Origin of the sequence: Roseibium sp. MMSF_3412, assembly GCF_030733265.1 — a bacterium.
Taxonomy (GTDB): domain Bacteria; phylum Pseudomonadota; class Alphaproteobacteria; order Rhizobiales; family Stappiaceae; genus Roseibium.
On the sequence record NZ_JASHJI010000021.1, the window covers coordinates 35187 to 60900 of the forward strand.

A 25714-nucleotide genomic window follows, 5' to 3' on the forward strand; every position below is an offset into this window, starting at 1 on the left:
GATCTGCGAGCGTAACCAAGACACCTGGCTCTCATGGATCGATTTCTGGCGTTCGGTGAAAAACTAACAACGCACCGCCTGACCATACAGCTTGCGTACCGTGTTATTCGGGAACTGAACAAGACAAGACCGCTGCCGGTCAAAGATCGTTTGGGAGTTTGTTCATGAGACTTCTGGTCATCAATCCGAACACATCCGAAAGCGTTACCGAGAAAATTGCGGCCGTTGCGCGCGAAGCGGCTGCCAACGGAACGGAGATCGAATGCGCCACTGCCCATCGCGGCGTGCCGTATATTGCCACGCGCGCCGAAGCGATGATTGGGGGGCAAATGGTCCTCGAAATTCTTGCTGAGCGGGCAGACAATTTTGATGCGGCGATCATCGCCGCGTTCGGAGATCCCGGGCTTGGCGGCGCGCGCGAACTGTTCGATATCCCGATTGTCGGTCTGGCGGAAGCGTCGGTGTTGATGGCGTGTCCGCTCGGACGAAACTTCTCGATCGTTTCCTTTTCGTCTCGTTTGGAGCCCTGGTTCCGGGAATGCATCGCCTGGCATGGGCTAACAGAGCGCCTGGCCAGCATTCGCATGCTTGATGCGCCCGTTTCTGACGTTGCCGGTATCCAGGCTGCGCAGGCCGATCTTCTGGTTGAATTGGCTGAGCGGGCGATCAACGAGGATGGCGCGGAGGTCATCATTCTGGCAGGCGCACCGCTGGCCGGGCTGTCGACCCTTGTTCGCGACCGGATTGCTGTGCCGGTTGTTGAAGGCGTAGCGGCAAGTATCAAGGTGGCTGAGGGTCTTGTGGCCCTGAACCCCCGCAAACCGACCTCCGGTTCGTTCCGCCAGCCAATTCCCAAACCCGCTACCGGGCTAGCGGATGCGCTTTCCCATCTCATCGAAACCGGCCGCTTGAAATAGGCACCTTGTGCCGCGAACACCTGAAGTTGCCCGCCGAAGTCTGACGGCACCCGATTTCGCAAAGCGCCATTGCGCTCGTTCCAGCTGAGGGTCTATCAAGGCCCGACACCAACGAACAGGAGATCCAAGATGGCGCGAACGGCAATTCTTTCCGATTACTGGCGATCCTCGGCCAGTTATCGCGTTCGCATCGCGCTGAACCTGCTGGATATTCCTACCACGCTCAAGCCGGTCAACCTGCTGAGCGGCGATCACCGCTCCGACGGCTATCTGGCGCAGAACCCGCAAGGGCTTTTGCCGACACTTGAGATCGACGGCAAGGTTCTGACACAGTCGCTGGCCATCATCGAATACCTGCATGCGACAACAGATGGGTCCTCGCTGCTGCCTGGCGATATCGACGGCCAGTACCGGGTCCGCCAGCTCTCCTATGCCATTGCCATGGAGATCCACCCGGTGTGCAACCTCAGCGTCGCTCAACACGTCCTGGACCTGACCGGCGGCGGCAACGACACCAGAGCGGAGTGGATGCGTCACTTCATTCAAAAAGGTCTCGCCACCTTCGAGGAACTGCTGCAGACGTCGGAGGGCCCGTTCTGTTTCGGCGCACACCCGAGCATGGCCGACTGCTGCCTGATCCCGCAGCTTTACAATGCCGATCGCTGGGGGGCCGACATTTCCGGTTTCAGGAGAATTGGCGAAGCTGCAGATGCGGCGCAGGAGATGAAGGCCTTTCAGGATGCACACCCGGATGCGGTTGGCGCACCCCCAGGCTGAAACCAGCCAAAAGCAGCTTGCATCGACCGGATGCGACCCGGTAAACGGTTGGTCACTTCGCAAATTCGCAACTTCATCTGAAAAAAATCATGACCGCTCTTCCAAAGATTCTCGTCGCTCCGACCGGTGCGCGCCGGGGCAAGTCAGACCATCCCGCGCTTCCGGTGACGATCGAAGAAATCATCGAGACCTGCCGCGCCTGTGCGTCGGCCGGGGCGGGCGGCGTCCACGCCCATATCCGGGCCGATGATGGATCGCACAGCCTCGATCTTGAACGCTACCGGACTCTCGTTGCGCGGCTTGAGGAAAACTTCCCGGGCTGGTTCGTTCAGGTCACGAGCGAGGCCGCCGGCCGCTACGATGCGGCCGAACAGAGGACACTCATACGATCGCTCAAGCCGAAGGCCGTGACCGCGGCGATCCGGGAACTCGTACCGGATGCGGCGGCCGAGCCGGATGCAAAGGTGCTTTATCACTGGGCGCGGGACAACGACGTCACGATCCAGCATATCTGCTTCGACCTGAAGGACATGGAGCGGCTGATCGGCTTCATCAGGGATGGCACCATACCGGGCAGCTCCCATCAGGTGCAGCTGGTACTCGGATCCTATGACGGCAGCAAGGTAAGCCGGCCGGAAGACATCGAACCTTTCATCGAACCGATGCTTGCGCTCGGGCAAACGCAGAACTTCGACTGGATGCTGTGCGCCTTCGGCAGAGAAGAAACCGATTGCCTGCTGCGCACGCTTGAGCTTGGCGGCAAGGCACGGATCGGTTTTGAGAATTCGCTCTGGAACCGGGACGGGAGCGTTGCCCGCGACAATGCCGAGCGGGTCGAGGAACTTGTCAGCCTGGCCCGCGCATCCGGCCTCAAGGTCTGAGGAAGGGCCGGCCCCGGTTTCGAGACCGGCATGTCCTCGTTCGTGACTACGGCATCGGGATGTCGTTCACATATTTCGGAACGTGATAGCCACGCTGAACGGCCGGCCGCTCCGCGATCCTCAGGTACCAGTCCTTCACATTGGGATAGGCGGCAAGATCGATTTCCTGCCATTCGAAGCGGGAAACCCAGGGCCAGCAGGCCATGTCCGTGATCGAGTATTCGCCCTTGCCGTCACCGGCAATATAGTCCTTGCCTTCCAGCTGGGTGTTGAGCACCCGGTAAAGGCGCTGGCCTTCGGTCGCGTAGCGCTCCTCGGCGTAGTCCGACTTGCCCTTGTTGTATTTCACGAAGTGATGGACCTGACCCAGCATCGGTCCCAGCCCGCCCATCTGCCACATCAACCATTCGATGGCTTGCCAGCGGGCTGCCCCTTCCGGCATGAATTTCTTATGTTTTTCCGCCAGATACAGCATGATGGCGCCGGTTTCCATCATGGTGATGCCGGTTTCCGTATCGACGATCGCGGGGATCCGGTTGTTCGGCGCGATCTTCAGAAAGTCCGGTTCGTGCTGCTCGCCCTTGCCGATATCGACCGCATGGGCCGTGTATTCCACGCCGAGTTCTTCCAGGAGAATGGAGACCTTTCTGCCGTTTGGCGTGGTCCATGTATAGAATTCGATCACGTTTCTCGCCCTTTCACTCTGTCTCCGGTTACAGCGAGGCAGCGCCCCCGCATCACAGCGACGAACGCGGAAAGGCCGCCGAACGGCCTTTCCCCGTCTTCCGGATATCTTCGTTATGCGCCCGGGACCTTCATGCCCATGAAGTCGACCATGACCTGGTCGCGATAGGCCGGACGCTCGCACAGGCGATCATAGTAGGCCCGCAATCCGGGCAGGTCCGCCTTTTCGAAGTCGAGTTCGTAATAGCGATAGAGCAGGCTGCCGATCTGGTAATCGACAAGATTGAGCTTGTCGCCGCCCACATACGGTCCTTCGATCAGATCCTGAAAGACCTTCATCGACTGCTTGAGCGCTGCAACGGCGCCCGTAACACCGGCCGTATTCCGCTCGGTCGCCGGTGTGCGGATAAGCTGCCAGAACAGCGTCGGGATCAACGGCGTGTAGATATGCTGGCGGGACATGTCGGCCCAGCGCTCGATTTGCGCGGCGGCCATCGGATCGGACGGATGACCGCCATAGCGGCGCATGATGTACCTGAGAATCGTGACCGATTCCGACAGGACCTCACCGTCCTGTTCCATCACGGGCACCAGTCCGAGCGGGTTCATGGCCAGGTATTCAGGCGTGTCGTTGCCGCCGAACGGGCCGCCGACATCCAGGCGCTCATACTCAACACCGAGTTCCTCAAGGCACCAGACCACGGGCTGTACGTTTGCCGACGATATGCGGCCATGAATTTTGATCATCGTTTCGATATCCCTGTAATGCTGAAGTCGCCCCGGAGGCGGCGCTGTCGGATCATCACCATTTCAGCGCGCACAACAAACCCTCAATTGACAAAAAGACGTGATCGTCAGGCCTAATCTGTTTGCCGTGCATACCAAGGCTTGGCTGACACAAGCAAAATCAGGCATCTGACGCACACCGGTGTGTCAGATGCAGCGACCGCCATCGACCTCCATGGCGACACCGGTGACCATGCCGGCTTCGTCGGAGCACAGGAAACAGGCGGCGTTGCCCATGTCTTCCGGGGTCGAGAACCGCCCGATGGGGATCGTGGACAGGAACTTTGCCCGCATTTCGGGCGTGTCTTCTCCCATGAAACTTTTCAGGAGCGGTGTTTCGCCGGCGACGGGACAGATGGCATTCACCCGGACGCCTGACGGCGCCAGTTCCACCGCCATGGTCTTGGTCGCCGTGATCATCCAGCCCTTCGATGCGTTGTACCAGTTGAGCTTTGGGCGCGGGCTGAGACCCGCGGTGCTGGCCACATTCAGGATCGCGCCCTTGCCGGCCGCAGTCATGGCCGGAACGAAATGGCGGGCAGTCAGATAGACCGACTTGCAGTTGACCGCGAACACCTTGTCGAATTCCTCTTCGCTGACGTCCTGCATCGGCATCGGCAAGTGCGTGATACCGGCATTGTTGACGAGAATGTCGACCGGCCCAAAGAGACCCGCAGAGTGAGCGGCCAGCGCCGCGACGCTTTCATTCGAGGCGACATCCACATGGGCCGCATCTGCGCCAACCTCCCGCGCCATTTCCTCCGCAGCCGCGAGATTAAGATCGGCAATCAGAACCCTGGCGCCTTCGGCCGCGAACTTTCGCACAATCCCTGCGCCGAAGCCGGAGGCCCCTCCGGTCACAATGGCCGTTTTTCCCTTCAGTCTCATCTTGTCTCCTGACGTTCTGTCTCTTGCCCGGACGCGCGGGCTTCAGCCATGAAAGGCCGCAACGGTTTTCAATGTGGTGAACCCGTAAAGCGCCTCGAAGCCCTTTTCGCGCCCGTGCCCGGACTTGCCGATACCTCCGAAAGGCAATTCGACCCCGCCGCCTGCTCCATAATTGTTGATGAAGACCTGACCGGACCGGATTTTCCGGGCGAGGCGCATCTGCCGCGCACCGTCCCGCGACCAGATACTCGCGACGAGCCCGTAGTCCGTGCCATTGGCAATCGCAACAGCCTCATCCTCGTCCTCAAACGGAATGACGACCTGCACCGGTCCGAATATCTCGTCGCGTGCGAGCGTGTGCGCCGATGACACCCCGGAAAACAGCGTCGGCCGGACATAATTGCCGCCCTCCGGGACGTCCTCCAGGGAGGCCTGGGCCGCCTTCTCAAGATCGTCGCCCCGATCCAGATAACTGGAGACGATGGCCTGCTGGCGTCCCGAAATCAGCGGACCGACATCGAGATCGGAAAGCGCGGGACCGACCCTGAGCGACGCATATCTTTCGCCCATCCGGCCGACAAGCTCATCGTGGATCGACCGGTGCACGAGGATACGGGACGACGCCGAACAGGTCTGGCCCGCATTCTGGATCCCGGCGTTGACCAGAAACGGCAAGGCGGCGTCAAGATCCGCGTCCTCAAAGACCAGCTGCGGCGATTTCCCGCCCAGTTCGAGCGTGACCGGAACCACATTGCGGGCGGCAGCCGTCTGAACATAAACGCCGGTGGCGACGGAACCGGTGAAGCTGATGTGGTGGATGCCCGGATGGCCCGTCAGCGCCGCCCCTGCCTCGGCTCCGAGCCCCGGGACCACGTTCAGGGCTCCGGCCGGAAGTCCCGCCCTGATCGCAAGGTCTGCGAAGGCAAGCGCGGTCAGGCAGGCGTCTTCGGCGGGTTTCAGCACGCAGGCATTGCCGGTCGCGAGCGCTGCTCCAACCGAGCGTCCGATGATCTGCATGGGATAGTTCCACGGCACGATATGCCCGGTGACCCCGTGCGGTTCGCGCAAGGTGTAGACCGTGTACCCGTCCAGGTAGGGGATCGTGTCGCCATGGAGCTTGTCGGCGGCTCCACCATAAAACTCCAGATAACGGGCAAGGGCGACCGCATCGGCGCGGGCCTGCTTCAGCGGCTTGCCGACATCGATTGCCTCGATGCGCGCCAGATGCTCAACGTTCTCCAGGACCAGTTCGCGCAGCTTGAAAAGCGCGCGTCCGCGCTCGACCGCGCTCGTCCGGCCCCACTCACCCTGCCATGCCTTGCGGGCAGATACGACGGCGGCATCGATATCGTCTGCGGTGCCCCTTGCAATCGACCCGATCCGCTCACCCGTCGACGGGTTCTCAAGAGGAAGGTATTCGCCGCCGGCGGGCGCGACCCAGTTTCCGTCTATGAGACACTGGGAGGGATCGAACCAAAGATCCAGCTGGTCTGTCATGGCATCTCCTTCAGGCAACGTCGGCCGGCAGCACCGGCGCAGCGGCCACGAGTTGTTTGGTATAGGCGTGTTGCGGCTTGTCGAAGACCCTGTCCGTCGGACCTTCCTCGACGATCTGTCCGGACTTCATGACAAGCACACGCTCGGTGATGGACCGCACGACACTGAGATCGTGCGAGATGAAGAGGTAAGTCAGACCGAAGCGATCCGCGAGGCCGGCCAGAAGATCCAGAACCTGGGCGCGCACAGAAACATCCAGCGCAGAAACGGCCTCGTCTAGAATGATCAGGTCCGGCTTGATGATGAGCGCGCGGGCAATCGCGATCCGCTGACGCTGACCGCCGCTGAATTCATGGATAAACTTGCGGCTGTCAGCAGCACTCAGTCCAACGCTTTCCAGCGCCTCGGCGACGGCTGCTTCCCGTTCGGCACCGAACGGCGGGCTGTCCATGAGATGAAACGGCTCGGTGATCAGGCGATCGACACGCCAGCGCGGATTGAAGCTTCCATACGGGTCCTGGAAAACAACCTGCATGCGCCGCCGGACATCCCGATTGACCCGGTGATGGCTGACAACAGGCGTTCCGCCCAGCAGGATTTCGCCGCCCTGGATCTCCTCAAGGCCGAGTATGGCACGCGTCAGTGTCGACTTGCCGCAGCCGGATTCCCCGACCAGCCCAAGGCTCTCGCCTTTCCGGATCTCGAAACTGACATTGTCGACGGCCCGGACATGCGTTGTCCGGCCCCACCAGCCGTGGGAATGGGACTGGTACTCGCGGATCACGTTGCGCACTTTCAACAGCGCTTTGTCCTGTGCCGCACCACTGCGTTCGGGAACATGACCGGACGCTTCCAGCAGGGCGCGCGAATAAGGGTGCTGCAAATTCCGGAACAGGCCGTGCGCCGGCCCGCTTTCAACCACCTCACCACTGCGCATGATCACGAGATCATCGGCAAGATCGGCGACGACGGCGAGGTCATGACTGATCAGCATCAGACCCATGCCTTCCCCGGCGACCAGCCGTTTCAGAAGATCGAGAATCTGGGCCTGCGTGGTGACGTCCAGCGCCGTGGTCGGTTCATCGGCGATCAGAAGTTTCGGACGCAGGGCGATCGCCATGGCAATGACGACACGCTGACGCTGGCCGCCGGAGAGTTCGTGCGGATACCGGGACAGCGGAAACCGTTCGGGTGGCAATTCGGCACGGCGCAAGGCATCGGCCGCGCGTTCAAATGCTTCGGATTTCGGCACATTTTCGTGAACGAGGATCGTTTCGGCAACCTGCGCGCCGATTGTCTGCAGCGGATTGAGCGCCGTCATGGGTTCCTGGAACACCATACCGATGTCCCGGCCACGCATTGCGCAGAGGTCTTTCTCGCTTGCAGTCAGAATGTCCTGTCCGGCAAGCGAAATGCAGCCCCGGCATTGCGATCCGTTCGGAAGCAGTTGCAGCACGCCGAAGGCAGTCATCGATTTGCCCGATCCGCTTTCGCCGATCACACCGAGTACGCGGCCCGGCTCGACCTGCATCGAGACATCTTTCAGGATCGGCTCCCCATGTATCTCAAGAGACAGTCCTTCAATCTCCAGAAGGCTCATGTCCGCGCCCTCCGCAACTTGGGATCGAGCAGGTCACGCAGCCCGTCGCCGAGAAGGTTCAGGCCGAGCACGGTCAGCAGGATTGCCATTCCCGGAAAAATCGCCAGATGCGGCGCAAGGGAAATCATCGTCTGGCTGTCGGCCAGCATGCGTCCCCAGCTGGCGGTTGGCGGCTGTGCACCGAGGCCCACATAACTGAGACCCGCCTCGGCGAGAATGCCGAGTGAGAACTGGATCGTTCCCTGGACGATCAGGAGGTTGGTCACGTTCGGCAGAATATGTTCGAGCGAAATGCGGGCTGCTCCCTTTCCCGCGACCCGCGCCGCCATGACATATTCCCGGCTCCACAGCGTCAGGGCTGCACCGCGCGTCAGGCGTGCGAAGACAGGGATGTTGAAGATACCGATGGCAATGATGGCATTGAGCGCCGAGGCACCGAATACGGCGGTGATCATCACGGCGATCAGAAGGCTCGGGAACGCAAAAACAAGATCGTTCGTGCGCATGATGATCTCATCCGGCAGGCTGCCCTTGCGCGCAGCTGCCGCAAGCCCGAGCGGCACGCCCGCCAGCATGCCGATGCCGACGGCGACGAGCGCAACAGCAATCGATGTGCGCGCGCCGACCATCAGCATGCTCAGGATGTCCCGCCCGAACTGATCGGTTCCAAACGGATGCGCGAGACTGGGCAACTTCATCCTGTCGGCGATGTTGAGGACCGTGGTGTCGTAAGGCACCCAGAAAAGACTGATCAGTGCAGCCCCCGCAAAAACGACGGTCAGCAGCGCGCCTGGCAGCGTCGAGCGGTTGTGCAGCAGGCCTTTCATCGCCGTCTCCGCAATCTCGGGTCCACCCAGGCATAGGCCAGGTCGACCGTGAAATTGACGAGGATCACCGCAAAGACAAGCAGCATAACCACACTTTCGACCACGATCAGATCACGCGCGCTGATGGCCTGGAAGACAAGGCGGCCAAGACCAGGGAGATAAAACACGTTCTCGATGATGATCGCGCCTGCAAGCAGGAACGAGAATTGCAGACCCATAATGGTCAGAACGGGGATCAAAGCATTGCGCAGGGCATGCCGCCACATCGCCTGCCCTTTGGTGAGACCCTTTGCGCGGGCAGAGCGGATATAGTCCTCGCCGAGCGTGTCGAGCAGGCTCGACCGCATCACCCGGGTCAAAATGCTGGCCTGCGGCAGGGCAAGCGCAATGGCGGGCAAAGTCAATGCCTTCATGCCCGGCAGGAAACCGTCCTCCCATCCGGGGAACCCGCCGGCGGAGAACCAGCGCAGATTGATGGCAAAGACCAGCACCATCAGCATCGCGAACCAGAAATTCGGGATTGCCACGCCGAGCTGGGTCACGCCCATGACGCCTGAGTCTGCAAGGGTGCCGCGCTTCGACGCAGCCCAGATGCCTGCCGGGAACGCGATCAACGTGCTCAGGATCAACGCGTAGAGCGCCAGCGGCAACGATACCCAGAGCCGTTCTCCGATCAATTCGGCGACCGGGGTCCTGTAGGTGTAGGAAGTCCCGAAATCGCCGACGAGCAACCCGCCTGCCCAGGACAGGTACCGCTCGAGGATCGTACCATTCAGACCCAGTTGCTCGCGCAGGGCGTTCAGCGTGTCTTCCTGGGCGTTGATGCCGAGCATGTAGGCTGCCGGGTCCCCGGGCACGACTTCGAGCGTCAGGAAAATCAGCACGGATGCCGCGACCAGACTGAGGCACAGGGAGACCAGGCGTTTCAGGAAATATTGCAACATGAGCCCGTCATGCACCTGCCGGCACTTCGCCGCGGGGTAAACTCAACCGGTTGATCCCTTGGGGCGCCCGCCCGGCGCGGGCGCCCATTTCAGATGTCATCAGTCTTCCCAGGAGACACCGGTCAGATCGGTTGCCTGGGTCGGCTGGTTTTTCCACAGGCCCTTGATCCTGGCATCGGCAACGGTCGGAAACGCCAGCTGGAACAGGTAGGCATTCACGTGGTCCCCGGCGATTTTTTCCTGGGCCTGCTTCAAAAGGGCGGACCGCTTTTGCGGATCGTTTTCGCTGGTGATATCCGCAAACAAGGCCTGGAAATCCGGGTTGTCGTACTGGAAGTAATAGTCCGGACGGGCATAGATGCCGATGTCCATCGGTTCGGTGTGACTGACGATGGTCAGGCCGTAGTCCTTGCCCTTGAAGACCTGCTCAAGCCACTGCGCCCATTCCAGGTTGGTGATCTCGGTTTCGATACCGATTGCCCTCAGCTGCGAGGCGATGATCTCACCACCGCGGCGGGCATAGGATGGCGGCGGCAGCTTGAGCGTTGTCTCGAAGCCATCGGCGAACCCGGCTTCGGCCAGCAGCTTCTTGGCAAGTTCGGGATCATACTGGCTCATGCCCGTCAGATCGACATAGTCCGGATTGTGCGGAGCGAAATGTGTGCCGATCGGCGTGCCGTAGCCGAACATGGCTCCGTCGATGATTGCCTGACGATTGATCGCGTGGGCAATGGCGGAACGCACCAACGGGTTGTCGAGCGGCGGCAGCTTGTTGTTCATCGCCAGGATCGTCTCGCCCTCCGTCGAACCGACCAGAACCTGGAACCTCGGGTCCGCCTCGAATTGCGGCAGGTTTTCCGGGGCGGGAAAGCCGACAAAGGCGTTGACGTCCTCGGCCATCACGGACGCAAATGCAGCCGTCGGATCGGAAATGAACTTGAAGGTGACGTTGTCCAGTTTCGCCGGCGTGCCCCAGTAGTCGGGATTCCTTTCCAGTTCGATCTTGTCACCCTGGACCCAGTCGGAAAACTTGAAGGCACCGGTGCCGACAGGATTGGTCTTTATGTCGGCAATTGTTTCCGGCGCAACGATGACGGCATCGCCCCAGGCCATGTTGAACAGGAAGTTGCTGTTGGCCTCCTTCAACGTCACCTTGACGGTCAGCGGATCGACGGCCTCAACCGTATCGATACCGGCGAAGAGCGCTTTCTGGGCGTTTGCGCTGTCGTCGGCGCGCGCCCGGTCAAGGCTGAACTTCACGTCTTCGGCGGTCATGTCCGTGCCGTCGTGGAACTTCACGCCCTCGTTCAGCTTGAACGTATAGCTCTTGCCGTCTTCGGAAATCGTCCAGCTTTCGGCCAGGCCGGGATTGACGGTGCCATCCGGGCCAAACCGGGTGAGGCCTTCGAACACATTGGAATAAAGCACGGAATCGATGGCGCCGGCGGCGGCGCTGGTCGGGTCCAGATGCGGTGGTTCGAGCTGCATTGCGACCACGACATCGCTCTTGGCCTCTGCGATGCCAATGCTTGCAGCCAATGCCAGGACACTGACCAGCCCACTCCGTACGAATTTAAAGCGCATAGCTCTCCCCATCTGTCGATGTTGTGTTTCACGGCTTTGCCAACAGGCCAACCAGCGAACGTTCCATGATATCCGCGGCAGCGAGCCTGTCTTCCACGCCATCATATTCATCCGGTTTGTGCGCCAAATCCAGAATTCCCGGTCAAAGCGATGCAATTTTCATTTTTCGACGCTTGCAGCGCCGGAAAACGAGCGATCCTCCATCGGCGCTGCAGGTTCATCGCACCGTCCGTCCATCTTGCGAATCAGCTTGTCGGCAAGCGCCGTTCGGCGGTCCCCTGGATGGCAAAATTACGGAGAAGTATGTTACCATCGCTCTACGGTGCCAATACCGTAGGAACACGGTGACGCATGGACGAATATGAATCGCTGGCATTCGATCACGCACCGATGGGAATTGCGTTGACCGAAAACAGGATCATCAGGACCTGCAACCTGAGTTTCGCGGAGATGTTCGGTTACAAGAAGCAGGATCTGATCGGCCAGAGTTTCCGCCTGCTCTATGGCTCGGACGAGGAATTCCACCAGATTCGTGATATCGGACTGAAACCCCTGAGCCTGTCGCTTCCCTATACCGACGAGCGCCTCATGCTCAGATCCGACGGGTCAAGGATCTGGTGCAGATTTCGCGCAAGAACGCTGACACCGGACCGGCCCCTGGCTCGGACCGTTCTGTCCTTTGCCCTCATCGATGACAGCATGTCAGGCCCAAAACTGACGCCTCGGGAAAGGGACATTCTCCTGCTTTTGTCCAGAGGACTGACAAGCAAGGAAATGGCGCGTTCCCTCGGTCTTTCCCCCCGCACAATCGAAGATGTGAGGGCGCGACTGCTGAAGAAATTCAAGGTGAAGAACGTGGCTCTCCTGTTGTCTCGGCTGAGTGGTTTTCACAAGCCCGGCACCTGACTCCCAGGTCCGGAAACACAATACCCGGTCAAGTTCAGCGCAAGTTTAATCACCAGATGGGTCAGCAATTATTGCAATAAATGAAAAGATGTCGCCTAATTTTCAGACATTCTGGAGAAAAATCGGGCGAACACTGCCATTTTTCAAGTCTTCCCAGGATGCGAACCAGATCTTTACGCCGGAATGAAGGCAATTTCGCAAAAATGTGCCGCAATTTTTTTTGAGGGCGAAATTTTTGCGAAAGTCTAAAGTTTAAGTTGCCAGCAAAGGTGAAAGCCCCATCTAATTTATGTGGGGGCAGGTACTCTGGGAGCACCTAGCTGGAAGTGGAACATGGAGATCTACACACGGTTCGCCGAGGACTACAGAAATAGACACCTGGAAGAAATCACGATCCAGGACTATCTGCTTGGATGCAGAGACGACCCCTTGATGCGCGCGACATCAGCCGAGCGCATGATGGCCGCCATCGGAGAGCCCGAGGTGATCGACACGAGCCAGGACCAGCGGCTCGGCCGGATTTTCATGAACCGGACAATCAAGCGGTATGCCCCGTTCAAGACGCTTTACGGGATGGAAGCGACGATCGAGCGCATCGTGGGCTTCTTCCGCCATGCCAGCCAGGGACTGGAGGAGCGCAAACAGATCCTCTACCTGCTGGGGCCCGTCGGCGGCGGCAAATCGAGCATCGCCGAAATCCTGAAAAGGCTGATGGAGCAGGAGCCGATCTATGTGCTCAAGGCCGGTGAGCAGATCAGCCCGGTCTACGAATCTCCCCTTGGCCTGTTCAGCGCCAATCGTGTCGGCGATCTCCTGGAAGACAAGTACAACATTCCGCGCCGCCTGCTCACCGGACTGATCTCACCGTGGGCGACGAAACGGCTCGACGAGTACGACGGCGACATTTCAAAATTCAGCATCGTCAAGCTCTACCCGTCGCGCCTGCGCCAGATCGGCGTCACCAAGACGGAACCGGGTGATGAGAACAACCAGGATGTCTCCGCGCTTGTCGGCAAGCTCGACATCAGGAAGCTGGAGGAATTCAGCCAGGACGATCCCGACGCCTACAGCTACTCGGGTGCACTCAACCGCACCACGCAGGGCATGATGGAATTCGTCGAGATGTTCAAGGCGCCGATCAAGGTTCTGCATCCGCTGCTGACGGCAACCCAGGAAGGGTCCTATGTCGGGACGGAAAATATCGGCGCGCTGCCGTTCCAGGGCCTGATCCTGGCGCATTCGAACGAATCCGAATGGAGCCAGTTCAAGAACAACAAGAACAACGAGGCATTTCTCGACCGCATCAGCGTGGTGAAGGTCCCCTATTGCCTGCGGGCAAGTGCCGAGGCCGACATCTACGGCAAGCTGCTGAGCCAGAGCGCCCTGGCCGAGGCGTCCTGCGCCCCGGAAACCCTGCCGCTGCTGGCCCGCTTCAGCGTCCTGACACGGCTGCATGAACATGAGAACTCGACGCTCTACTCCAAGCTTCGCGTCTATGACGGGGAGATGCTGAAGGATTCCGACCCCAAGGCGAAGTCGCTTCAGGAATACCGGGATGCCGCCGGCGTCGACGAAGGCATGAACGGCATTTCAACGCGCTTCGCCTTCAAGGTTCTGTCGGAAACATTCAACCACGACACGGAAGAGATTTCCGCCGATCCGGTCCATCTCATGTACGTTCTCGAACAGGCGATCCGGCGGGAACAGTTCGATCCTGAAACCGAGAGCCGGTATCTCGACTTTCTCAAGACGGAACTGGCACCGCATTATGCGGAGTTCATCGGCAACGAGATCCAGAAGGCCTATCTGGAGTCCTATACCGACTACGGCCAGAACCTGTTCGACCGCTACATTGCGTATGCCGACGCCTGGATCGAGGAGCAGGACTACAAGGACCCCGACACGGGCCAGATTTTCGACCGTGACGTTCTGGAAAAGGAACTTGAGAAGATCGAACAGCCAGCGGGTGTCGCCAACTCCCGGGATTTCCGCAATGAGGTGGTGAAGTTCGTCCTGCGTGCCCGCGCGGAAAACCAGGGGCAGAACCCGGACTGGCGGCGCTACGAGAAACTGCGCCAGGTGATCGAAAAGCGCATGTTCGGAAAGGTGGAAGAGCTGCTACCGGTCATCAGTTTCGGTGCCAAGCGGGACAAGAAGACCGACGAAAAGCACCACGAATTTGTCGAGCGCATGACCGGGCACGGCTACACCAGGCGGCAGGTCAGGCGGCTGGTCGAGTGGTATATGCGCGTCAACAAGGCCGGGTAGCGCCGGAGGCGGATTGAAAGATGGCGCATTTCATCGACCGCAGACTGAACCCGAAAGACAAGAGCCTGAGCAACAGGCGCCGCTTCCTGAAACGGGTCCGCACCCAGATCAAGAAAGCGGTCGAGGATGCCGTGCGTGAGCGCGGCGTGGCGGATGTCGGACGGGCCAAGGACGTGAGCGTTCCCACCGGTGGTGTCAACGAGCCCTCGTTCCGCAAGGCGTCCGAAGGCGGGCGCCGGGAACGGGTGCTTACCGGCAACAAGAGTTTCCAGACCGGCGACCGGATCGAAAAGCCGCCGCGCGGCGGTGGCTCGGGCGCCGGCCGCCAGGGCGCGCCCGGCGGTGACGGCGAAGATGATTTCCTGTTTGCGCTGTCCAGAGAGGAATTTCTCGACTTCTTCTTCGAGGATCTGGAATTGCCCGACCTCGTCAAGCAGAGCCTCAAGGAGATCACCAGAACACATCCGCACAGGGCCGGGTATTCCACGTCCGGCGCACCGGCCAACATCAACATTGCCCGCACGATGCGCAATGCCCTTGGCCGCAGGATCGGGCTGAAACGGCCGACGGACAAGGAGGCACAGGCGCTCCTGAAGGAAATCCTCAAACTGGAAAAAATCACCTCACCGACGCCCGAGCAACGCGCGGAGCTGGCCGGCCTGCGCGCGGCCTACGAGACCCTGGTCAAGCGGCGCAAGATCGTCGCCTATATCGACCCGCTGGACGTGCGCTACAACCATTTCGTCCAGCAGCCGGAACCGAATGCCAATGCCGTCATGTTCTGTCTCATGGACGTGTCGGCTTCCATGGGCGAGCGTGAAAAGGATCTGGCGAAGCGGTTCTTCATGCTGCTGCACCTGTTCCTCGACCGCCGCTATGAAAAGACGGACATCGTGTTCATTCGGCACACGCATGACGCATCCGAGGTCGACGAGGACACCTTCTTCTATTCTCCGCAGACCGGCGGAACCGTCGTGAGTACGGCCCTGGTCGTGATGCAGGACATCATCCGGGACAGGTACCCGCCCTCGGAGTGGAACATCTACGCGGCACAGGCCTCGGACGGGGAAAATTTCAGCGGCGATTCCCAGCGCTGCGCCACCCTGCTCGGTGACGACCTCATGCAGGTCTGCCAGTACTTTGCCTATGTCGAGATCGTCGGAGAGGACGAAGCGCAGCTGATCAACAGCGAAGCGACCGGCATGGAGCTTTGGGAGTCCTACGGCCGCGTGGCCGAAGCCTGGCCGAATTTCGCGCGAAAACGCGTTGCCACCGCCGCTGACATCTACCCCGTCTTCCGCGAACTCTTCGCCCGCGATCCGGCAGGACAAGGCCATGGCTAAACGCACGGCAAAAGCAAAGTCCGGCCTGCTGTTCGACCACGCCGACTGGGACTTCGACACATTGCGGCGAACGCTGGATGCGATCGAAGACGTGGCGCGCGACGACCTGGGGCTCGACTTTTATCCGAACCAGATCGAAATCATTTCGTCCGAGCAGATGCTGGACGCCTATTCCTCGATCGGCATGCCGCTGATGTACCATCACTGGTCGTTCGGAAAGCACTTTCTCGGCCACGAGCGCCTTTACCGGAAGGGCGCGCGCGGGCTTGCCTATGAGATCGTGATCAACTCAAATCCGTGCATCAGCTACTGCCTGGAAGAGAACACGATGCCCCTGCAGGCGCTGGTAATGGCGCATGCCGCGTTCGGCCACAATCACTTCTTCAAGTCCAACCACCTGTTCCGGCAGTGGACCGATGCCGACGGCATTCTCGACTACCTTGAATATGCACGAAAATTCATTGCCTCTTGTGAGGAGAAGCATGGCCTGGGCGAGGTTGAGGCAACGCTCGACGCGGCGCATTCGCTCATGCCGCACGGTGTGTTCCGGCATCGCCGTCCGCGGCAACCGTCGCTGCGCGAGGCGGAGGAACAGCGGCGCGAGCGGATCGCCGCCGCAGAACAGAACGTTCACTATCTCTGGAACACCATACTGAACGCTCCGCCCGGTCAGGCGTCCACGGACAAGGATCTTCTCGACCGCAAACGCGACATGCATCTTCCGGAAGAAAACCTGCTTTACTTCCTGGAACATTACAGCCCCGTTCTGACCACCTGGCAGCGTGAGATCCTGCGGATCGTCCGCAATATCGGCCAGTATTTTTACCCGCAGAAGCAGACGAAGGTCATGAATGAAGGCTGCGCCTCCTTCGTGCACTACTACATATTGAACACGCTGCATGAACAGGGACGCATCAGCGACGGGGCCATGCTGGAAATCCTGCACAGCCACACCAATGTGCTGACCCAGCCGGACTTCGACGATCCCCGTTTTTCCGGGATCAATCCCTATGCGCTCGGGTTCGCCATGATGGACGACATCCGGCGTGTGTGCGTGGACCCGACCGAAGAGGACCGGGAATGGTTCCCCGATCTTGCCGGAAGCGGCGACTGGCGCAGTGTCTTGAGACACGCATGGGCCAATTATCGCGACGAAAGCTTCATCCAGCAGTTTCTCTCCCCAGCGGTCATCCGGCGGTTCCGGATGTTCGCGCTCTCCGACGAATCGTCCTCGCGCTACTGCACGGTGACAGGCATTCACAATGAGCAGGGTTACCGGCACGTGCGCGATGCGCTTGCGCGCGACCATGACCTTGCCGCGCTGGAGCCGGAAATCCAGGTCGCCGATGCCGATCTGCTCGGTGACCGCTGCCTGCACCTCAAGGCCATCCGGCGCAATTCCGTTCCGCTTGATCCGGACAGCAGGACCGCCACGCTGAAACATGTCGAACGGCTGTGGGGCTACAAGATTGAAATCGTTGAATGCGATGCAATCAACTGATCGGCTTTTCAGACTGCAGCCAGCTCTTCGGAAAGATCCCGGAATGCCTGTTTGAAGGCAGCCGTGAGCGGGTTTCCGGCGACCCCGGACCGCGTCAGCAGTCCAACCGGGCGTGAAACGTCCGGGCTGCCCAGTTTTCTGAAGGCCAGCGTTTTTCCCTGCGCCGAGTACATTGCCGATCGCGGCAGCAGTGCAACGCCGATGCCCTCGCTGACAAGATCCATTGCCGTGGTTGAGCGGCCGACCTCGTAGGTCCATTGGGCCGACAATTTGCCTCTGGCCATCGCCTCGTCAATCAGGAGACGGTTTCCGGTGCCCCTTGCCGGCAGGATCAGCGGCTCTTCCCGAAGATCCGGCCATGCGACCGTGGCCGCTGCAGCCAAATGATGATCGCGGCGCAAGGTCAGGACGATGCTGTCTTCGAAGAGCGGTTCGAACTCGGTATTCGGTTCAAGAGATCCGATCGAACAGATGCCGAAATCGGCGTCTCCCTGCGAGACCGCCTCGGCAACTTCGTTGGCGGCACGGTCCAGCAACCGTATTCTCGGAACGGCTCCGTTTTGCCGAAGTTTGCGGATGGCGGGTGCCAAGAGGGGCGTGACCATGGTCGGGATCATCGCGATCGTTACCAGTGAACCGCGCTGGTGGGCAAAGGCGACGCTCTCGTCGCGCATGGCCAGCGTTGTCTCCCGCGCACCTTCCAGCATCGCCTCTGCCCGCGCCTGCAACCGCTTGGCGGCAAGCGTCGGCCTGACGGCGCGCGTGGTGCGTTCGAACAGAACCGAGCCGAGCGTCTCTTCCAGTTTCTGGATCCTTCGGGTGATTGCCGATTGCGACAGGCTCAGCCGCTCGGCGGCGTGGTGAAAGGAGGCCGTTTCCATGACCGCCAGGAAGGCTTCAAGATCATTGAAATCAAAATTGATGCGCATAGCGCATTAATCGTTCAAAAAGCAACATTTGTCAAAATAATCGGCGCGCTGGTATGAGGCCACCGAGAGGAAACGCATCATGACCAGCCCATACGATATCGCCATCATCGGCGGCGGCAACGCCGCCCTTTGCGCGGCCATGACGGCTGCGGAAAAAGGCGCGAAGGTCGTTATCCTCGAGACCGCGCCGAAAGCCTATCGCGGCGGCAATTCCCGCCATACCAGAAACTTCAGATGCATGCATTCCGCCCCGCTTGGCCCGCTGGTCGATGACTACAGCGAGGACGAGTATTTCGACGATCTCTTGAAAGTCACCGACGGCAAGACCGACGAGACGCTTGCAAGACTGGCGATCCGCACGTCCGAGGAATGCCTGCCCTGGATGGAGGAGCATGGCGTTCGCTTTCAGCCATCCCTGTCCGGTACGCTTTCGCTGGCCCGCACCAATGCGTTTTTCATGGGTGGTGGCAAGTCGCTGGTCAACGCCTACTACCGCACCGCCGAAAAGCTTGGCGTTTCGGTTCTCTACGAAGCCAATGTCACGCATCTGGAGCTAGACGGCGATACGATCGTGCGGATCGACTACACGCATGAAGGCGAAACAAAACAGCTTGAGCCCAGCGCCGTGATTGTCGCTTCCGGCGGCTTCCAGGCGGATACCGAGTGGCTCACCCGCGCCTGGGGTCCGGCGGCGAAGAACTTCCTCATCCGCGGAACGCCCTACAACCGTGGCGTCGTTCTGGCGGACCTTCTCGATCAGGGCGTCCAGTCGGTCGGCGATCCGACCCAGTGCCACGCGGTTGCGATCGATGGCCGCGCCCCGAAATTCGACGGCGGTATCGTCACGCGGCTGGACTGCGTTCCGTTTTCCATCGTCGTCAACAAGGAGGCGGATCGCTTCTACGACGAGGGCGAAGACGTCTGGCCGAAGCGCTATGCCATCTGGGGACGTCTGGTTGCCAACCAACCGGACCAGGTCGGTTATGTGATCATCGATTCCAAGTCGCTGGAACTGTTCATGCCGTCGGTCTTCCCCCCGATCAAGGCGGATACGCTGGAGGAGTTGGCCGACAAGATGGGGCTGCCGCCCGTTAAGCTGGTCGAGACCGTAAAGACGTTCAACGCAGCGTGCGGCGATACATCTAACTTTCATCCGACCGAGCTGGACGGTGTCAAAACCAGCGGGATCAACATTCCAAAGACCAACTGGGCGCGCCCGATCAATGAACCGCCTTTTTACGGCTACAGCCTGAGGACGGGCGTCACCTTCACCTATCTTGGCCTGAAGGTCGATGAAAACGCCCAGTGCAGCACGGCAAGCGGCCCGATCCGGAACCTGTGGGCGGCCGGGGAAACCATGGCCGGGTCGATTCTCGGGCAGGGCTATCTTGCCGGTTTCGGCATGACCATCGGAACCGTGTTCGGACGCATCGCAGGCCGGGAGGCTGCCAATCATGCAAACTGATCTGCTCCAGGAAGCCCGCCGTCAGGCGGAAATCTGCAATGCCTGCCGCTATTGCGAAGGCTACTGCTCGGTGTTCCCGGCGCTGCACCAGGAACGCTTCTTTTCCGATGCCAACCTGACCCAGCTGGCCAATCTCTGCCACAATTGCCGGGGCTGCTACTATGCGTGCCAGTACACGGCCCCGCACGAATTCGATCTCAACCTGCCGAAAGCCCTTGCGGAAGTGCGCCAGGACAGTTGGGAGAACTTCGCCTGGCCGGCCCCCGTGGCACGGCGGTTTCAGAAAAGCGGTGTGATGATCGCACTTGCGACGATCCTTGGATTTGCGCTGCTGTTCCTGGCGTTCCGTGCGCTCGGTTCTGCCGGCGGCGAGGGCTTTTACGCGGTTCTGTCCCACTCCGCCATGGTCGCGATCTTCCTGCCGGCCTTCCTGTTCCCGTTGGCCAGCATCGCCGTCAGCCTCAGGCGCTACTGGCAGGAAACCGGCGGAAAGACGATCACGCTCAGCCAGATCGCGGGCGCGTTCGGGTCCGCCGCGAAGATGAAGAACCTGGCGGGCGGGCATGGCGACGGCTGCAATTTCGAGGACGAGGACCGGTTCAGCCAGGCGCGCCGGCACGCACACCAGGCGGTGATGTACGGTTTCCTGCTCTGTTTCGCCTCAACATCCGCCGGAACGATCCTTCACTATGTCTTCGACATGCCCGCCCCTTACCCGTTGTGGTCGCTGCCGAAGCTTCTGGGCATTCCGGGCGGCATCCTGATGGTGATCGGAACAGTCATGCTCGCGTCGCTCAAGCTCAAGGCCGAACGGTCCCTCGGAGCTCCGTCCGCCTGGGGCGGCGAGATGGGCTTTATCGTGCTCCTGTTCCTGGTCGCGCTCTCCGGGCTTGCGCTTTACGCGCTCGGCAGCACGGCGGCCATGCCCGCGCTTCTGGCCATCCACCTCGGTTCGGTGCTCAGCTTCTTCCTGCTGACGCCCTACACCAAGATGGCCCACGGCTTTTACCGCCTCGCGGCGCTTGTGCGCGATGAACAGCGCAAGTCGGCCGGATAAACCCAGCCAGACGTTATCCGGTTGTGTCGGTGACCGTGAACTGACCCATCATGCCCTGATCTTCATGCTCCAGAATGTGGCAGTGATACATGTAAGGGAAATCTTCACTCGCAAGGTGATCGAACCGGACGACGATCTCGGACCAGCCATCGTCGTCCAGCACCACCGTGTCCTTCCAGCCGGCTTGATCCGGCGTCACGGCAGCCCCCTCCATCTGTTCGACCAGGAACGAACAGCCGTGCACATGGAACGGGTGCGCCCCTTGATCGGAGCGAATGCGCCAGCGTTCCCAGACACCGCGTTCGACGCGCTCGTTGATGACGCCCATGTCCATCACCGCACCGTTGATCGTCATGCTCATTGCGCCATGGCCGGCATGGGCGCCGTGGCCACCCGTGTGCCCGGCATGGGTGCTCTCCCCGTCGCCATGATCCATCTCCAGAACGAACTCGCGTGTCTTTCTGATCTCGCTGGCGTCCGGACGCTCGATCGTTGCCAACCGCTCCGGAACGGGCGCGCGATGGGCGACCAGCGTCCTGTCGACTTTCAGGAGCAACGATGCGGGAGCGGATGATTGACCGGGTCCGGTGACGAGGCCCACCAGGCCCGAAATGATCCCCTCACCTTCCTCGTCGATATCGTCCTCGAAGAATGTCAGCAGTTCGGCGGACGTGTCTTCAGACAGGTCCACGATGATCTCGCACCGTTCACCGGGAGACATTTCCATTGTCGTCATCGGCACGGGTGATTCCAGGAGGCCGCCATCGCTGGCAATCTTGTGGAACATCCGGTTGTCGGCGAATGCCAGGATGTAAAACCGCGCATTCGCCCCGTTGAGTATCCGGAGACGGACCTTGCCCGCCGGAACTTCGGCAACCGGCGACAGCGCACCGTTGATGACCGCCGTGTCGCCGAACCAGCCGTCTTCCCCGGCCTCTTCAAGCGAATAGACCAGCCCGCCCGCCGCATCGAAGGTTCTGTCCTGAATGATGACCGGAAGATCGTCGAGACCGTAGCGGTTCGGGAGTTCCTTCGAGACAGCGTCATCATCATCGATGATGATCATGCCGGCGAGGCCCCTGTAGGTCTGGGGTCCGGTTTTTCCGTGGGTATGGGAATGGTACCAGCATGTCGCTGCCGGCTGCACGATCGAAAGGGTTGGCTGCCAGCTTTCGCCGGGAGGCATTTCCAGCTGCGGTCCTCCATCCACATTCCCGGGAACATGCAGCCCATGGCCGTGGATGGAAACACCTTCGTTCAATGTGTTGTGATAGTTGAGGTTGAGTTCCGTGTTCCGCCGCGTGCGAATGGTCGGACCCAGATAGTCCTGGCTGATGCCGAGTGTCGGTGTCATGACGCCCGGCTTGAAAGACCACAGACCGGTGCGAATGGTCAGATCCACCGGCTCGCCGTTGGTGCCGTCCGCAAGAGGCGGTATCGGCAGGGAGGGCCGGGCCGTGTTCGACCATGACGGTCCTGCGAGGCAGACACCCGTAAGCGACAGGCCGCCTGCGAGGAATTGACGCCGGGACAATTTGAGCGACATTTCTGATCTCCAAATCAACAGATACGGTGCGGGTGCGCTCCCCACTCATATCGGCGAGACAGCGCGCAAAAACTCGATGTAGATGTGAATGGGAAACACATGCGTCTGCGTCCATCGGACAAATGCCGGATCGACCGTCCCGGCTATGGGACATAAGGTCAATTCGGGTGCCTCAACCGGGCGCCAGGGTGCCGGCCGCACACAAGACAGGGAAAGACTTCATGCTGGATACGAACGGACCGTTTTGGAATTGGCGCACCTTTTTTGCCATGTTCGTTCTGATCGTGTTTGCCACAAGCGTCGTTGAGGTCTTCAACGAATTCCGCGCTGGCGAAACGCTCGGGTCCATGGGGGACGATCTTGCCAGACTTGTCATCAGCGCGCTGGTCCTGGGTGCCTTTCTGTATGATCGCCATAACCAGCAGAAAACACTCCGGGAGCTGAGCGGACAGCTTGAAAAGGCGCGCGGTCAACTGGCGCGGTTCGATTCCCGATCGGTTGAGCTTGCCGGACAGTATCGCGCGGTCATGCAAAAGCAGTTCGATGCCTGGAACCTGACGGCCAGCGAGCAGGATGTGGTGATCGGAATGCTGAAGGGCCTTACGTTCCGGGAAATCGCGGGGCTCAGGGACACCCGTGAAAAGACGGTCCGCCAGCAGGCCTCCACAGTCTACAGGAAAGCCGGTGTTTCCAGCCGCAACGAGCTGACCGCCTGGTTCTTCGAAGACATGCTGGATCCGTTACCGGCTCAGGTCGAGTGAACAAGAGACGCTTCGCGACCTGAAAACGTCGGGTCTTGGCCTTGTCAGGCCCTGGAAGCGAGATATAACCCCCGAACGCTTGGAAACGAGACCGGCGACGCGGCGCGCTATTCTGCCGTCTTGCAGTGCCGGGATCGTCAACAGAACAAACAGAACTCCGGGTGCTTTGGTGGAAACGCAAACAATAACAATTCTCGACGGCGGCATGGGCCAGGAGCTTGTCCGCCTGAGCGGGCTGGAACCGACAGGGCTCTGGTCAACGCGGATCATGATGGAGCGGCCCGACCTTGTCGGCGAGATCCACGATTCCTACTTCGCCGCCGGCGCTCATGTGGCAACGGCGAACACCTATGCGATCCATCGCGACCGCCTGCGCCCGAACGGGATTGAGGACCAGTTCGAAAAGCTGCAGCAGCAGGCCTGTGAAATCGCTTGCCGCTCGCGCGATGCAAACGGGTCCGGCTCGGTGGTCGGGTCCGTCGGTCCGCTCGGCTGGTCCTACAGCCATGACGGCGCGCCTCCGGAAGATGAGTCCATCGAGCTTTACGCGGAAATCTGCCGTATCCAGGCGGACTTCGTGGATTCCTACCTGATCGAGACGATCGCGTCGATCGAACAGGCAAGGGCGTCCGTCAAAGGTGCGCTCGGTCACGGAAAGCCGGTCTGGATCGGTTTAACGGTCGACGATGCCGACGGCACCAGGCTGCGCTCGGGGGAAAGCCTTGCGGACGCCGTGGCCGAAGTTGCCGCGCTTGGCCCGCAGGCCATTCTCATGAACTGCTCGATACCCGAGGCGGTGGCCGCCGGATTGAACGCCATGCCGGAGACAGACCTGCCGACGGGGGGCTACGCCAACGGCTTCACCGGGATCAGCAAGGAATTCCTGTCCGCCGGCAGCGCGGTGACAAAATTGACATCGCGTGTCGACCTCACGCCGGATGCCTATGCCGATCATGTCGGCGGATGGGTCGCGTCCGGCGCGACGATCATCGGCGGATGCTGCGAAGTCGGGCCGGCTCATATCCGCGAACTTGCCCGGCGTTTCGGCTGATCGCGAAAGCGCGACCCCCGCGCGTTCAGGAGACCGGCCCGCCTTCCCCTAAGTCGCGGCGCAAGGCACCTGCAAAGAACTCAAGCAGCACCTCGATGTCCCGCTGCTGCCGGAAATCCTTGTGCGTTGCCACCCAGAGACCCGTCTCGGGTCGTCCGGCAAGGTCGCCGAACGCGACAAGCTGACCGGATTTTTGCGCGACGAAGACCGGCAACATGGCAAGACCGAGCCCCTTCTCCGCCAGCGCCGCCAGCATGAGGAAACTGTCCGCCGAGAACTCGAAGCGGTTTTCCATGGTGGAGAGTTGCCATTCACCGACCGTTGATCCGGCGAAGCCAGGCGCGGTGCCAAGCCACTTGTGCTCCGTGATGGCGCGGTCCCTGTTGCGGGCAAGGTAGTCCCGTGAACCAAAGACGCCGAAATCGACGGTTCCGACTTTGAGCCCGCTCAGTTCCGGAGGCAGATCCGGGCCGGGCCTGACAAGGATTTCCGCACCGGAAAGCGACAGGTCGATCGGATCGTTCGAAACGGCAACCTCGATATTGACGTTCGGGTGCACCTTTCGAAGGTTTTCCAGATGTTCAGGCAGAAGCAGGCAGGCAATCGTGTCCGTCGTGGCAAGACGAAATGTGCCCTCGATGCCCTTTGCGGTCGAATCCAGGCTTCTCCTGATTCTCGCCGAGGCATGGTCCATGAGCTTGAGCGATGCCAGAAGCGCCCGGCCTTCGGGCCGAAGCCGATACCCGTCCTTTTGTCTGTCGAACAGCTTGACCTCGCAGGAGGCTTCCAGCAAGGCGATCCGCCTGAGGACGGTCGCGTGATTCACGCCGAGCGCGCGCGAGGCTGCCGAAAGCGACCCCTGTTCGGCAACCGCGTGGACAAATTGAAGATCGTCCCATCTGAGTTTGTGCATGTGCGCACAGCCTTTTGTCGCAATTTAGAGAATTTATCAGCGCATTAGATCATGAGACTTATCAGGTGTTCAATTCTGCACATGAGAGGAGAGGCTTATGAGAAACGGGTTGAAGATTTTCTGCTCACTCGTGTTTGTCTTCGTTGCCGGTATGGGAACGTCCGTCGCGGACGGACATTTCGACAACGCCATCAAGGCACGCAAGGCCGTCATGGCGCTCTATGCCTGGAACCTGGGTCAGTTGGGCGCCATGGCAAAAGGGGACATCGAGTATAACGCGGAAGCTGCACAGATTGCGGCGGAAAACATCAAGATCCTGGCAACGATGAACAACGGGTCGGCCTGGCCGCAGGGGTCTGACAGCACGGCCCTGCCCGGCAAGACCCGTGCAAAGGTCGAGGCCTGGACGACCTATCCGGAAAGCGCCGAGATCAACAAGAAACTCGCAGCAGCGGCTGTCGCCATGAGCAATGTCGCCGGTGATGGCGTCGATGCCGTCCGCGCGAATATCGGAGCAATCGGCGGCGCTTGCAAGGACTGCCACACGAAGTTCCGGGAAGCGGAATAAAAGAAACGGAGTCGCGTATCC

23 protein-coding genes are annotated in these 25714 nt (G+C 60.4%); 12 read left to right on the top strand and 11 right to left on the bottom strand.

Going from position 1 to position 25714, the window contains the following annotated elements; genetic code table 11:
• The first annotated feature begins 164 nt into the window (after positions 1–164).
• The 3 genes from RBB49_RS25470 to RBB49_RS25480 all read left to right on the top strand — a co-directional run bounded on the left by RBB49_RS25470 (position 165) and on the right by RBB49_RS25480 (position 2575).
• On the top strand, positions 165–917 hold the full coding sequence (locus tag RBB49_RS25470; RefSeq protein WP_306145750.1) for an aspartate/glutamate racemase family protein: 753 nt from the start codon (positions 165–167) through the stop codon (positions 915–917).
• A gap of 129 nt (positions 918–1046) precedes the next feature.
• Positions 1047–1694, top strand: coding sequence for a maleylacetoacetate isomerase (gene maiA, locus RBB49_RS25475; protein WP_306145751.1), 648 nt, complete (start codon positions 1047–1049; stop codon positions 1692–1694).
• 89 nt (positions 1695–1783) lie between these two features.
• On the top strand, positions 1784–2575 hold the full coding sequence (locus tag RBB49_RS25480) for a 3-keto-5-aminohexanoate cleavage protein (protein ID WP_306145752.1): 792 nt from the start codon (positions 1784–1786) through the stop codon (positions 2573–2575).
• 46 nt (positions 2576–2621) lie between these two features.
• Here RBB49_RS25480 and RBB49_RS25485 read toward each other — a convergent pair whose 3' ends face one another.
• The 8 genes from RBB49_RS25485 to RBB49_RS25520 all read right to left on the bottom strand — a co-directional run bounded on the left by RBB49_RS25485 (position 2622) and on the right by RBB49_RS25520 (position 11385).
• Positions 2622–3260 (bottom strand): glutathione S-transferase family protein, encoded by a 639-nt coding sequence (locus tag RBB49_RS25485; RefSeq protein WP_306145753.1) that lies wholly within the window; start codon positions 3258–3260, stop codon positions 2622–2624.
• Positions 3261–3373: 113 nt separating this feature from the next.
• Positions 3374–4006: a glutathione S-transferase family protein gene (locus tag RBB49_RS25490; RefSeq protein ID WP_306145754.1), complete on the bottom strand. Its 633-nt coding sequence runs from the start codon at positions 4004–4006 to the stop codon at positions 3374–3376.
• Between the two features lie 186 nt (positions 4007–4192).
• A complete protein-coding gene (locus RBB49_RS25495) occupies positions 4193–4933 on the bottom strand; it encodes an SDR family oxidoreductase (protein WP_306145755.1) in 741 nt (246 codons plus the stop codon).
• Between the two features lie 42 nt (positions 4934–4975).
• On the bottom strand, positions 4976–6430 hold the full coding sequence (locus RBB49_RS25500) for an aldehyde dehydrogenase family protein (protein WP_306145756.1): 1455 nt from the start codon (positions 6428–6430) through the stop codon (positions 4976–4978).
• Positions 6431–6440: 10 nt separating this feature from the next.
• Positions 6441–8030, bottom strand: a complete 1590-nt coding sequence (locus RBB49_RS25505; protein ID WP_306145757.1) for an ABC transporter ATP-binding protein — start codon at positions 8028–8030, stop codon at positions 6441–6443.
• Entirely contained in the window at positions 8027–8857 is an 831-nt protein-coding gene (locus RBB49_RS25510; RefSeq protein ID WP_306145758.1) for an ABC transporter permease, read from the bottom strand. The genes RBB49_RS25505 and RBB49_RS25510 overlap by 4 nt, the downstream gene beginning before the upstream one ends.
• On the bottom strand, positions 8854–9801 hold the full coding sequence (locus tag RBB49_RS25515) for an ABC transporter permease (RefSeq protein ID WP_306145759.1): 948 nt from the start codon (positions 9799–9801) through the stop codon (positions 8854–8856). Before RBB49_RS25515 ends, RBB49_RS25510 begins: the two co-directional genes overlap by 4 nt.
• Positions 9802–9900: 99 nt before the next feature.
• Entirely contained in the window at positions 9901–11385 is a 1485-nt protein-coding gene (locus RBB49_RS25520) for an ABC transporter substrate-binding protein (RefSeq protein WP_306145760.1), read from the bottom strand.
• A gap of 351 nt (positions 11386–11736) precedes the next feature.
• Here RBB49_RS25520 and RBB49_RS25525 point away from each other — a divergent pair, with 351 nt between their 5' ends.
• From RBB49_RS25525 to RBB49_RS25540, 4 genes are all read left to right on the top strand, one after another.
• Positions 11737–12291 carry a PAS and helix-turn-helix domain-containing protein gene (locus RBB49_RS25525; RefSeq protein WP_306145761.1) on the top strand — a complete coding sequence of 185 codons (555 nt, stop codon included), beginning with the start codon at positions 11737–11739 and terminating at the stop codon, positions 12289–12291.
• A gap of 333 nt (positions 12292–12624) precedes the next feature.
• A complete protein-coding gene (locus RBB49_RS25530) occupies positions 12625–14559 on the top strand; it encodes a PrkA family serine protein kinase (RefSeq protein ID WP_306145762.1) in 1935 nt (644 codons plus the stop codon).
• A 20-nt stretch (positions 14560–14579) separates the two neighbouring features.
• A complete protein-coding gene (locus tag RBB49_RS25535) occupies positions 14580–15902 on the top strand; it encodes a YeaH/YhbH family protein (protein ID WP_306145763.1) in 1323 nt (440 codons plus the stop codon).
• A complete protein-coding gene (locus RBB49_RS25540) occupies positions 15895–17403 on the top strand; it encodes a SpoVR family protein (protein ID WP_306145765.1) in 1509 nt (502 codons plus the stop codon). The genes RBB49_RS25535 and RBB49_RS25540 overlap by 8 nt, the downstream gene beginning before the upstream one ends.
• A gap of 8 nt (positions 17404–17411) precedes the next feature.
• On the opposite strand, the gene RBB49_RS25545 is transcribed toward RBB49_RS25540, so the two are convergent.
• A complete protein-coding gene (locus RBB49_RS25545) occupies positions 17412–18332 on the bottom strand; it encodes a LysR family transcriptional regulator (RefSeq protein ID WP_306145766.1) in 921 nt (306 codons plus the stop codon).
• A gap of 79 nt (positions 18333–18411) precedes the next feature.
• Between RBB49_RS25545 and tcuA the strand changes: the two genes are divergently transcribed.
• The gene (tcuA, locus tag RBB49_RS25550) at positions 18412–19797 is read left to right on the top strand and encodes an FAD-dependent tricarballylate dehydrogenase TcuA (protein WP_306145767.1); all 1386 of its coding nucleotides are present in this window, start codon (positions 18412–18414) and stop codon (positions 19795–19797) included.
• On the top strand, positions 19787–20854 hold the full coding sequence (gene tcuB, locus RBB49_RS25555; protein ID WP_306145768.1) for a tricarballylate utilization 4Fe-4S protein TcuB: 1068 nt from the start codon (positions 19787–19789) through the stop codon (positions 20852–20854). The genes tcuA and tcuB overlap by 11 nt, the downstream gene beginning before the upstream one ends.
• A gap of 13 nt (positions 20855–20867) precedes the next feature.
• On the opposite strand, the gene RBB49_RS25560 is transcribed toward tcuB, so the two are convergent.
• Positions 20868–22400, bottom strand: coding sequence for a multicopper oxidase family protein (locus RBB49_RS25560; protein ID WP_306145769.1), 1533 nt, complete (start codon positions 22398–22400; stop codon positions 20868–20870).
• Positions 22401–22621: 221 nt separating this feature from the next.
• Between RBB49_RS25560 and RBB49_RS25565 the strand changes: the two genes are divergently transcribed.
• Both RBB49_RS25565 and RBB49_RS25570 read left to right on the top strand, forming a co-directional pair.
• Entirely contained in the window at positions 22622–23161 is a 540-nt protein-coding gene (locus tag RBB49_RS25565) for a LuxR C-terminal-related transcriptional regulator (protein WP_306145770.1), read from the top strand.
• Positions 23162–23330: 169 nt separating this feature from the next.
• Positions 23331–24212, top strand: coding sequence for a homocysteine S-methyltransferase family protein (locus RBB49_RS25570; protein ID WP_306145771.1), 882 nt, complete (start codon positions 23331–23333; stop codon positions 24210–24212).
• Positions 24213–24237: 25 nt separating this feature from the next.
• On the opposite strand, the gene RBB49_RS25575 is transcribed toward RBB49_RS25570, so the two are convergent.
• Complete coding sequence (locus tag RBB49_RS25575; protein ID WP_306145772.1) at positions 24238–25125, bottom strand: LysR family transcriptional regulator; 888 nt, start codon at positions 25123–25125, stop codon at positions 24238–24240.
• Between the two features lie 97 nt (positions 25126–25222).
• On the opposite strand from RBB49_RS25575, the gene RBB49_RS25580 reads away from it, so the two are divergent.
• Positions 25223–25693, top strand: coding sequence for a cytochrome c (locus RBB49_RS25580; RefSeq protein ID WP_306145773.1), 471 nt, complete (start codon positions 25223–25225; stop codon positions 25691–25693).
• The last annotated feature ends 21 nt before the right edge of the window (positions 25694–25714 follow it).